This window comes from Marinobacter sp. UBA2688 (genome assembly GCF_002352785.1).
Classification (GTDB): domain Bacteria; phylum Pseudomonadota; class Gammaproteobacteria; order Pseudomonadales; family Oleiphilaceae; genus Marinobacter; species Marinobacter salarius.
Window position 1 is genome coordinate 181,991 of record NZ_DELU01000013.1, and the last position, 10,823, is coordinate 192,813.

Below are 10,823 nucleotides of genomic sequence, written 5' to 3' on the forward strand. Positions count from 1 at the left end.
GCCTCCCCAATCTCATACTCAAACTCCGCAACACAATAACCATCACGCGGGTGCGCGTGGTTTGCCAGCGAGTGTTGATTATGAGTTGTTCGAAGTCTTTGCCGGTTCTATTTTCCGGCCTCCCCCTTGTGTTCCTGCCAGTTTCCAGTGCGCTAGCCGACGAAGAGGTAATGGTCTCGGCACTTGACCCCATTGTTGTTACGGCCACGCTTGGTCCGAAGACCCGGGGCGAAAGTGACTCATCGGTCACGGTGATCGATGAAGAGGCGATCGAACGCTTGCAGCCTCAAACGTTCGACGAGCTGCTGATGGGCCAACCCGGCATTGATATCACCAGCAACGGCTCGTTCGGTAAGAACACCAGTGTCTACACCCGGGGTACCGGCAGCGAATCCACGGTTTTCCTGGTGGACGGCATTCGTTTGCGCTCGGCCACCAGTGGTAGTGCTGCCTGGCAGTATTTCCCGCCGCAAATGGTGGAAAGGGTAGAAATTGTTCGGGGTTCCCGCAGTAACCTGTACGGGGCCGATGCCGTGGGCGGGGTTATCCAGGCCTTCACGCATAGCGCCGAAAAGGGCCGCGAGGGATGGGTTCAGGCAGGCGGTGGCAACTTTAACACCCAGGAGTATGTAGCTGGAACGGCCGGCTCTGAAGGCCGGATGACATACAGTCTGAGCGCAAGCCATCTGGAAACTGACGGCACGGCCATTGTTGAAGGGGGCGAAGACAAGGGCTTTCGTAACACTTCAGCCCTGGCGTCCGTTGCTCACCAGTTCGACTCCGGTGGGGAAGCCGGCGTTGTCCTCATGCGTGCCCAGGGCAATACCGAGTTCGAGGGCGGTGATACAGATTTTGCTATCCAAACCGTTGGTGTTCGTCTGGACGCGCCCATCAGCGACTATTGGCGGAGCCGTATCCTGTTAGCCGAATCCATTGATGAGCAGGATACACGGGACGAATTTGGTGACAGCACCTTCGATACCAAAACCCGCAGTGCCCGTTGGGAGAACCAGATCAGTGTCGGCCGCCATGAGTACATCTTGGGCGGTGAACTCTTGATGGATGAAGTAGACAGCACCACCGACTTTGACGAAACCAGCCGCACCAACGCCGCTGTTTTTGGTCAGGCCCTGTTGAATTTTGGTCCGACGGACTTTCAGTTGAGTTTGCGCGCCGACGATAACGAGGCTTTTGGTCGTGAGGAAACCGGTGCGATCGCCATGGGTGTCGATATGGATCGCAACCATAGAGTAAGGGTGAGCTACAGCACATCTTTCCGGGCGCCCACGTTCAATGACCTCTACTTCCCGAACTTCGGCAATGCGGATCTTCAACCGGAAACCGCAGGTAGCGTGGAGCTTGGTATTGGCGGAAATTACGCCCGTTGGTTCTGGGATGCCGCGATCTATCAGACAGACGCTGATGATCTGATTGTATTTGTCTTTAGGGACGGTCGGTTCGCACCATTCAATGTTAACGAAGCACGCATCAGGGGGGTTGAGCTGAGTGCTGGCCTGGAATTGGACGAATGGACCGTGCAGGCTGGGGCCTCGGTAACCGACCCCCGCGACCGTGAGACCGACAATCGAATTCGTCGCCGTAGCGCGAAACAGTTCCGGGTGGATCTGGATCGTGACTTCGGCCGAGTGTCGTTGGGAACCACCGTTAAGGGCCAGGGGTATCGCTACGACGACGCAGAGAATGAAGAGCGCATTGCCGGCTTTGTCACTTGGGACCTGCGGGCAAAGTGGGAAATCGACAGCCATTGGACCACCAATCTGACGGTCGACAACGTGCTGGACAGAGAATACGCCACGGCGCAGCGCTTTGATGGAAGTGCTTACATAGCCGCTGGCCGCACCGCAATGCTGACGATTCGCTACGACCTATGATCAACCATGGAGAGGTAAGGGCATGATTGAGCGCCTGTATAGGACTCTGAGACGCCCGTTGTTCGGCTGCCTTTCCGGGCTTCTGTTGATGCTGTCCCAACCAGTGTCCGGCGCCACGGTATTTGGGGTAGTGTCTGAGCGTTCCGCTGCGGAGATGGCTGCTGGTGCGGAACGCTTTCTGGCAGCCCAGCCAGATCACCGCATTATTCTGCGAACACCGGAGCAATTGGCAAACCTGGACAACAGCGCTCTCGACGATCTGGTGAGCCAGGCCGATGCCTTATTGATGGCGGCGGTTTTCGGAGAGCAGGTGGGCCGGATTGAGCGTGCTGTGGGCGAGCAGGCCGCCGTTCGCGAGTTTCCGATTCTGGGGGTGAATGGCGACAGGGCGCTGACTGTGCTGTCACGGTTACAGGGGCGCAAGCCCCTGGAAGGGCTGGATGCCACGACCCTGAACAACGTGATGAAAGCGCCGGACCCCGGCACGGACTTGAAAGCCCATCTGGCAGAGCTTAAGGCCCGTTTCCCCGAACAGGAACCCTGGCTTGAAGGCCGGGCCCTATACCAGGGACGCACCCCGCAACACCTGGATGCCTTATTGCGTTGGTTGCTTGTTCAGGCGGGCGAAGAGTTTGACGTGCCGGATCTGCCGCCCCGGTCGCTGATCCGCTATTACCGTAATGGTGAAGCCACAGATAGCGCGGCGAACCTTAACCTGCAATCAGGCCCCGTGGTCGCGCTTCTGGACCTGGATAGCGGTGATCGCCCGGGCGATCGGGCACTGCTGGATGCAACCTGTGCAGCGATGGAATCCAGAGGGATGCAATGCTTTGCAATTCTGTCCCGTTGGGGTGGTGCCAGCCTGGAGGCTGTTCGTGCCCTGAATGAAACGGTAGGCCCGGCGACACTATCCGGTATTGTCAGTCTTCAGGACTTTATTATTGGAGGCGGCGAGGGTCGGCGTCAGGTCACGGAAGCGTTGGTCCGGTTGAATGTGCCGGTGATCAAGGGCTTGCGCCTGGCCTCCCGCACCACCAACCAATGGCAATTGTCGATCGATGGTATTCCGTCTGACAAGGTGCACTACAAATTGGCGATGCCCGAGCTCCAGGGGGTCAGTCAGCCTATGGTGCTGGCTACGGCGGAGCCGGAAGTGATTGACGAAAACACCGGTGTGGCTCTGACGCTTACCCAGCCGGTGCCGGAGCGGGTGGACGCCGTTGCGGACCGCCTGAAACGCTGGCAGACGCTGCAAGCCAAGGGCAACGCCGACAAGCGCGTGGCCATCATCTACTACAATCATCCACCGGGCCGGCAGAATATTGGGGCGGACAATCTCGATGTGCCAGCTTCCCTATATGAAATGCTGCACTGGCTTAAAGCCGAGGGCTACGAGACTGGCCCGCTGCCGGAGAGTCCGGAAGCCCTCACCGACCTGCTCCAGCAACGGGGCGTGAGTCTGCCGGATGATCCTCGCGCGCTGAGGGAAATGGCCGGTGACGTTGCCTCAATGGCGGGCAGAACCTATCGTCAGTATCTCGAAACCTTGCCAAGGGTTGTCCAGCAGGAAATGGTCCATGGCCCCCTGGGTTATTTGCATGAGCGACTTGAGCAGGCACATAGGTTGGGCGAGAAAGAATTGGCAACCGGTCTGTTGAGTCGGGGCATTCGTGACTTGCGGCACCTGATTGAACATCTCCAGCACCCGAACCGAAAGGCGGCCCTGAGCCGACTGGACGAGTACGAAGCGCTCTGGCAAGCACGTCTCGATGAAGGTGGTCACAGTGCGGAACTGGATGACAGCCGGGTTGCACTGGCCGATACGGGCATTCCCGGACTAAAGGGGTGGGGAGAAGCGCCGGGCCAGTCCATGGTGGTTGATGACAGGCTGATTTTCCCTGGGCTTCGATTCGGTAATATCTATATCGGTCCGCAACCGCCCCGAGGCTGGGAAGTGGACGAGGAATTGTTGCACGCCAACACCACCTTCCCCCCGACCCACCAGTACGTGGGTTTCTACCACTGGTTACGGGATCACTACCAGGCTGATGCGCTGGTCTACGTTGGGCGCCACTCAACTAGGGAATTCCTGCCACGCCGCCGTGCTGGTTTGACTGGGGATGACTATCCGGACCTGCTGGGGGGCGACCTGCCATTGATCTACCCTTACATCGTCGACGGTGTGGGCGAGGGCATCCAGGCCAAGCGCCGGGCGCTGGGAGTCATGATCAGTCACCTGACGCCGCCGCTGGCCGCAACGGAGCTTTATGACGAACTGCTGGAGCTCCGACAGCTCGTGGAAACCTGGGAGTCCGCCAATGAGCCCGACAGCCCTACCAGGGAGCGGGCGCTAAAGATGCTGCGGGAGAAAATCCAGGTGCTGGATATCTCCGACGATCTCGAACAGGAAATCGCTGGCGAGATGGGATTGTCGGTGGAGGAGGTGTCCCTCGATGAACTTTCATCCGACCTGCTGGTTCATGAAGCCGGCCACTACGTCACTGATATGCAGGAACACTTTATGCCCCTGGGGCTGCACGTGTTTGGCCAGGACTGGAGCACAGACATGGTGGACACCATGCTCGACTCCATGGCGGGTAAGGCCGGCAAGCCAGAGCCAGCCTGGCGCACCGATCTTGAAGCGTCTCCTGCTTCTGAGCGCACCAGCTTTCTCAACGCGTTGAATGGCCGGTTTGTTGCTCCGGGGCAGGGCAATGATCCATTGCGAACGCCGGCGGTATTGCCAACGGGGCGCAATTTTCACGCCTTGTCGGATGACTTGATTCCAACCCGTGTGGCCTGGTCGCTGGCTGAAGAACTGGTCGAGGAGGCCAGGGCCACAAAAGACAGCACCTCAGAACAAAGCGATGCACTGGTGCTCTGGGCCTCGGATACGGTGCGAGACGAAGGGGTCATGATCGCGTTTGGCATGAAGCTATTAGGTGTGCGCCCGGTGTGGAACAGTCGGGGCATCGTGAAAGGCCTGGAGCGTTTGCCAGCGGGCCCGGGAACCGATACACCCATTCGCCGCAATGTGGTTTTCACCACGTCCGGCTTGTTCCGGGATCTCTATGAAAGCCAACTGGAATGGCTGGATATGGCATCGCGTTACGCCTTGGCAGGCGCGGCGGGATCCATCAGGGCCGAGCACCCCGAGCTGGAAGAGGCACTGGACCAGGCGTTATCGGTTCTGCCGGTCGACATGCGTAAGCCGGGTGAGGAATCCCTGTCCACCAACGGTGTTGCCGCCCACTGGGTCGCTGACACACGAGTACTGCTGGCCGCAGGTGCGTCGGCTCGGGATGCGGGGGCAAAGGCCGCATACCGGGTCTTCGGTACGGCTCCGGGCGCATACGGTGCGGGGGTTAATCGGCTTGCTACCCGCACGGGTGTCTGGCAGGACCGGGAGCAACTGGGTGACGCCTATCGCCGGCGGATGGGGCACGTCTATGGCAAGGGCAGACAGGGTGAACCTGCTCACGATGCTTTCGACCGACAATTGCGGTCGGTGAACCATACCTATCTTGGGTGGGCCAGCCACCTCTATGGCCTGCTGGACAACGATGACGGTTTCGATTTCCAGGGCGGGCTGTCCAACGCCGTGGAGCACTTGCGCGGCAAGCCACCGCAGAACCGGGTGCTTCAGTACGCAGACCCGCGAAATCCACGGGTGGATTCGCTTCAGCGAGCGCTGCAGGTAGAGCTGAGAGCCCGTAACCTGAATCCGCAATGGTTGGCCCCACTGATGGAGCACGGCTACGCCGGTGCCCGCACCATGGGCAGTGATTTTCTCGACAACCTCTGGGGCTGGCAAATAACGAGTCCCCAGGTGCTTCGCTCCAGCGTCTGGGATGAGGTCAATGAAGTGTACTTTCAGGATCGCCACGGCCTTGGCCTGGACGACTTCCTGGCAGAGGGCCACAACGTACATGTCAAAACCCACATGCAGGCGATTGCGCTCCTTGCTGCGAAACGGGGCTTCTGGGAGGCGGACGTCTTCACCCGTCAGGCCCTGGCACGTGACTTCGCGGGAAACATCATCGACCATGGCCTTCCCGGCAGTGGCCACACCCGTCCGGATCACCCGCTGATGGATTGGGTCGCGGACCAGTTGGACCCCCGGCAGCGGGAAGCCTTCGAATCCGCGCGAAAAGGTGGGTCGGCCGACTTTCCCCCGATAGGCGCTGCCAACGATGATTGTCAGACTCCCGGAAACCAGAGGGCCTCATGTTGAAATCGTTCCGGCATACCGCTGCGCTGATGTCGTTAGCTCTGGCCATGTCACCGGGGGCTGTGGCCGGTACTGAGCGATGTGCAACCGACGACACCGGCCAGGAAGTCTGCCTTGAACAACCGGCCAGCCGGATCGCGGCCTTGTCTCCCGGAGCAACCGAACTTGTCTGGGCTGCAGGCGCCGGTGATCAGGTCATCGCGGTGGTTTCGTACAGTGATTACCCCGAGCAGGCGAAGCAGGTCACCTCTGTGGGTAGCCACACTCGCATGGACCTTGAGCGCCTGATGGCACTGAAACCTGATCTGGTCATTGGTTGGGTGACAGGCAACCCGCCGGAACAGATTACAGCCCTGAAAGACCTGGGGTTGCCGGTATTCTCTATTGAGCCCCGAAGTTTTGAGGGCGTTTCAAGCACCATCGAACGGCTGTCGATTCTGGCGGGTACCGAAGATGAAGGCTTTGCCGAAGCGGATCGTTTCCGCAAGGGAATGGCCGCACTGGAAAAACAATATCAGGGTGCGGAGCCGGTCTCGGTGTTCTATCAGGTGTGGGATGAGCCTCTGATGACCGTGAACGACGAGCACCTGATTGGTAAGGTGATCACGCTATGCGGAGGCGTGAACGTATTCGGTGATCTTGATCGCCTGGTGCCGAGGATCAGTGCCGAGGCGGTTATCGGCGCCAACCCTGAGGCCATTCTGGCCGGTGGCATGGGTGAAGAGAACCGGCACTGGCTGACCCGCTGGGAGGCTTTCCAGAGTATCGATGCCACGGCGAAGGAGAACCTGTATTTTGTTCCACCGTCGCTGATCCAGCGCCCGACGCCGCGTATTCTGAAAGGTTCACAACTGTTTTGCGAGAAACTGGATGATGCCCGTGCCAAACGTTAGTGGGAGACAGACCCTTTGAGCAGGCCTCTGACCATGCCACTTGTGTTGTTGGCTCTGGCCAGCCTCGCCGCCATGATGTTGTCGGTGGGTGTGGGCAGTGTCAGCGTGGCACTGGGAGATGTTGTCGCCGTCATTCTGGGTGAGGGCAGCAACCTGCAGCAAACCCTGGTGCTGGAATTGCGACTGCCACGGACACTGTCCGCTTTCGCAACGGGCGGTTTGCTGGCCGTGGCCGGGGCTCTGATGCAGGTGCTGTTACGCAATCCGTTGGCGGACCCCTACGTTCTGGGGTTGTCTGGCGGTGCTGCCGTCGGGGCCTTGTTTGCGATGCTGGCGGGCCTGGGCGGTTTGATGATTTCGGGATCGGCTTTTGCCGGTGCGTTGTTGGCCACACTGATGGTGTTCGGTCTGGCCCATGGCACCGGAAGCTGGACGCCGTCGCGTTTGTTGCTCACCGGTGTGGTGGTCGCCGCAGGCTGGGGCGCGGTGATTACCCTGATGTTAGCGATCAGCCCGGCCCAGCGCTTACCGGGAATGTTGTACTGGTTGATGGGCGATGTGTCCTACGCTAGAACGCCCTGGCCCGCCCTGGCTTTCCTGGTGCTGGTGTGTCTTTTGGTGGTACCCCTGGGGCGGAGTCTTAACGTACTGGCACGCGGTCCCATGCAGGCGGCAGCCCTGGGAGTGGCGGTGCGACCGCTGGAATGGACGATCTATATCCTTGCCAGCCTGCTCACGGCCACCGCGGTCACCATGGCTGGCAGTATTGGTTTTGTCGGCTTGGTGGTGCCTCACATGTTGCGGCTGGTGCTTGGTAACGACCAGCGCCTGATCCTCCCTGCCTGTGCACTGGCTGGCGGCACGCTGCTGGTGCTGGCGGATACCCTGGCGCGAGTAGTGATTGCGCCCGAGCAGTTGCCGGTAGGTGTGATCACGGCCTTGCTGGGTGTACCCACCTTCCTTTACCTGTTGTATCGGAGCCGCTGATGAATCCGTTGCAGGCTAGACAGTTGGTCATCGACATTCCCGGGCGGGGCGATGGGGAAGCGCTGAACTTTGCCGTGGAACCCGGGCAGATCTGGGGCGTTTTGGGGCCAAATGGTGCCGGCAAGACGACGCTCTTGCACACACTGGCGGGGTTGCGAGCACCACGTCACGGATCGGTTTGCCTGGGAGAGCATCCTTTGGCAGACCTGAAGCGCAGGACAATATCGCAACAACTGGGGATGGTTTTCCAGGAACGGCAGGACGGTTTTCCCGCGACGGTACTGGAAACGGCGCTGATCGGGCGCCACCCCTGGTTGTCACCCTGGCAGATGGAGTCCGGAGCCGATGAACGTCTTGCGAGAGGCGCTCTGGAACAGCTGGATGTGGGCCATCTCAGTGATCGGCTGGTGAACACACTCTCTGGCGGTGAACGCCAGAGAGTAGCCATTGCCACAGTGCTGACCCAGGCACCTGATACCTGGCTTCTGGATGAACCCACCAACCACCTTGATCTGCACCATCAGGTGTCGGTACTCCAGTTACTGACCGAGCAGGCGCGTAGTGGGCGTTCCGTCTTCATGTGTTTGCACGATCTGAATCTCGCGGCACGATGGTGTGACCATCTGTTGTTGCTGTACCCCAACGGCGAAGCCTGCTGGGGGCCTGCAGAACGAATGCTCGTGCCGGCTGCACTTGAACGGCTTTATGATCAGGAACTTCTGACAGTGGACGTGGATGGTGCGCCGCTATTTGTCCCTGTTAGGTATTGAACGTAGGAGCTATATGAAAGCAACCGTACCAGCCGCAATGATTACCGCACCAGGTTCTGGCCAGGGGAAGTCCATGGTGACCGCAGCACTGGCGAGATTGCATAGGAATGCCGGACGAAAGGTACGGGTGTTCAAGCACGGCCCGGATTACCTGGACCCGATGGTGCTGGAAGTCGCATCCGGACAGCCAGTGTACCAGTTGCATCCGTGGATGACGGGCGAGGACGAGTGTCGCTGGCGTCTGGCGGAAGCGGCGCAGGATGCCGACCTTATTCTGGTGGAAGGATCAATGGGATTGTTTGACGGTGACCCTTCCAGTGCGGACCTCGCCAAGCTGATGGGTATTCCCGCTCTGCCGGTCATTGATGCCCGCGGCATGGCTCAGACCTTTGGAGCGGTGGCTCTGGGTTTATCAAAATTCGACTCCGCGCTTCCGGTTTATCAGGTGATTGCCAACCGCATCGGCAGTCCCAGACATGGGGCTATGCTGCGGGAGAGCCTGCCTGAGGGCATCAGTCTGCTAGGGGCCATTCCCCGAAACGAGGCCATGAGTCTCCCAAACCGGCATCTTGGGCTGGTTCAGGCCGGCGAGTTGGGCGATCTGGAGCAGCGCCTGGACGCCGCCGCTGACGTTCTTGCGGAAGCAGGACTGGATGGCCTGCCGCTTCCCGTGACGCTGGAAGCTGAACCCCCGGAGTCCCCACCACCGTTGCTTGAGGGCGTTCGCATCGCCATTGCCCGGGACGCAGCGCTGAGTTTTATTTACCGCGCCAATCTGGACCTGTTGCAGGCGATGGGGGCAAAACTGTCTTTCTTCTCCCCGCTGATAGATTCAGCGTTGCCAGACGCCGACGCCCTCTGGTTACCAGGCGGGTACCCGGAACTTCATGGTGCCACTCTGGCCGGTAACCGTCCGATGTTGGAGGCGATTCGCAACCACTACAGCGCCGGTAAACCCATGCTGGCCGAATGTGGCGGGTTAATGACCTGTGTGGAGGAACTGGCGGACCACGACGGAGAGATCCACAACCTGCTCGGAATTATCCCGGGTCGAGCCAGTATGGCCGGCCGCCTGCAGGCGCTGGGTCTGCAGAGCCTGAATACCGAGCAGGGGCAGTTGCGGGGGCATACCTATCATCACTCGCGACTGGAAACTGACTGGCAACCCCTGGCCCGAACCCGCAAGGTTGCGGGCACCGAGGCTGAACCGGTGTATTGCCGGAAGGGGCTGGTGGCCAGCTATTTCCACGGCTATTTCCCCTCCGCCCCAGAACTGGTGGCCGGAATTTTTCGCGGGCAGGCCATTCGCCCGCTTATCGATAAGGAGCCTGACCATGCGTGAACGCGCCAAAGACCCCGAACGCCATGCTCGCCGCATGGACGCAAAGCAGAAGATCATGCAGGAGCGCATCGCCCGTGCCCAGAAAGAACAGGGTGTGCTGCTGGTGCTGACCGGCCCGGGCAAAGGCAAGAGCAGTTCCGGTTTTGGCATGGTGGCCCGGGCGCTCGGCCATGGTATGAAAGTGGGTATTGTCCAGTTCATCAAAGGCGCATTCAGCACCGGTGAAGAAGCGTTCTTCCGCGAATTGCCCAACGTGAGTTATCACGTGATGGGCCAGGGCTATACCTGGGATACCAAGAACCGGGAGCAGGACGTGGAGGCAGCCAATGCCGCCTGGGATGTGGCCGCCAACATGTTGAAAGACGACAGCTACGACCTGGTCCTGCTGGACGAACTCAACATCGCCCTGAAGTACGACTATATTGATCTCGACCGTGTTCTGGACGACCTCCAGGGCCGCCCGGAGATGCAGCATGTGGTAGTGACCGGTCGGTCGGCACCACAGGAACTGGTGGACCTGGCGGACACTGTCACGGAAATGGGCGTGGTGAAGCATGCCTTCAAGGACCAGGGTGTGAAAGCCCAGAAAGGTGTCGAGCTGTAACAGAGGCTGCTACCCATGACCACGTTGATGATACAGGGAACGACTTCCGATGCCGGCAAAACGACGGTCGTCGCCGCCCTGTGTCGGTGGCTGGCGCGGCAGGG

8 protein-coding genes are annotated in these 10,823 nt (G+C 59.9%); all 8 read left to right on the forward strand.

Features of this window, described 5'->3' with window-relative positions; all coding sequences use genetic code 11:
- The first annotated feature begins 80 nt into the window (after positions 1 to 80).
- Positions 81 to 1,892: a TonB-dependent receptor plug domain-containing protein gene (locus B3M52_RS08240; protein ID WP_075194591.1), complete on the forward strand. Its 1,812-nt coding sequence runs from the start codon at positions 81 to 83 to the stop codon at positions 1,890 to 1,892.
- Between the two features lie 22 nt (positions 1,893 to 1,914).
- On the forward strand, positions 1,915 to 6,126 hold the full coding sequence (locus B3M52_RS08245; RefSeq protein WP_075194592.1) for a cobaltochelatase subunit CobN: 4,212 nt from the start codon (positions 1,915 to 1,917) through the stop codon (positions 6,124 to 6,126).
- Complete coding sequence (locus B3M52_RS08250; RefSeq protein WP_143743774.1) at positions 6,120 to 7,016, forward strand: cobalamin-binding protein; 897 nt, start codon at positions 6,120 to 6,122, stop codon at positions 7,014 to 7,016. The genes B3M52_RS08245 and B3M52_RS08250 overlap by 7 nt, the downstream gene beginning before the upstream one ends.
- A gap of 33 nt (positions 7,017 to 7,049) precedes the next feature.
- Positions 7,050 to 8,003: a FecCD family ABC transporter permease gene (locus B3M52_RS08255; protein ID WP_075194593.1), complete on the forward strand. Its 954-nt coding sequence runs from the start codon at positions 7,050 to 7,052 to the stop codon at positions 8,001 to 8,003.
- Positions 8,003 to 8,773, forward strand: coding sequence for an ABC transporter ATP-binding protein (locus tag B3M52_RS08260; RefSeq protein ID WP_075194594.1), 771 nt, complete (start codon positions 8,003 to 8,005; stop codon positions 8,771 to 8,773). The genes B3M52_RS08255 and B3M52_RS08260 overlap by 1 nt, the downstream gene beginning before the upstream one ends.
- A 13-nt stretch (positions 8,774 to 8,786) precedes the next feature.
- Entirely contained in the window at positions 8,787 to 10,115 is a 1,329-nt protein-coding gene (locus tag B3M52_RS08265; protein WP_075194595.1) for a cobyrinate a,c-diamide synthase, read from the forward strand.
- On the forward strand, positions 10,108 to 10,719 hold the full coding sequence (gene cobO, locus B3M52_RS08270; protein ID WP_007154796.1) for a cob(I)yrinic acid a,c-diamide adenosyltransferase: 612 nt from the start codon (positions 10,108 to 10,110) through the stop codon (positions 10,717 to 10,719). The genes B3M52_RS08265 and cobO overlap by 8 nt, the downstream gene beginning before the upstream one ends.
- 15 nt (positions 10,720 to 10,734) lie before the next feature.
- The coding region (locus B3M52_RS08275; RefSeq protein ID WP_286749394.1) for a hypothetical protein at positions 10,735 to 10,823 on the forward strand (89 nt) is incomplete at its 3' end.

Excerpts from the sequence above, each read along its gene's own strand:
- B3M52_RS08260 (WP_075194594.1), top strand. The coding sequence starts at position 8,003 with ATGAATCCGTTGCAGGCTAGACAGTTGGTCATCGACATTCCCGGGCGG.
- cobO (WP_007154796.1), top strand. The coding sequence starts at position 10,108 with ATGCGTGAACGCGCCAAAGACCCCGAACGCCATGCTCGCCGCATGGAC.
- B3M52_RS08250 (WP_143743774.1), top strand. The coding sequence starts at position 6,120 with ATGTTGAAATCGTTCCGGCATACCGCTGCGCTGATGTCGTTAGCTCTG.
- B3M52_RS08265 (WP_075194595.1), top strand. The coding sequence starts at position 8,787 with ATGAAAGCAACCGTACCAGCCGCAATGATTACCGCACCAGGTTCTGGC.
- B3M52_RS08245 (WP_075194592.1), top strand. The coding sequence starts at position 1,915 with ATGATTGAGCGCCTGTATAGGACTCTGAGACGCCCGTTGTTCGGCTGC.
- B3M52_RS08240 (WP_075194591.1), top strand. The coding sequence starts at position 81 with ATGAGTTGTTCGAAGTCTTTGCCGGTTCTATTTTCCGGCCTCCCCCTT.
- B3M52_RS08255 (WP_075194593.1), top strand. The coding sequence starts at position 7,050 with ATGCCACTTGTGTTGTTGGCTCTGGCCAGCCTCGCCGCCATGATGTTG.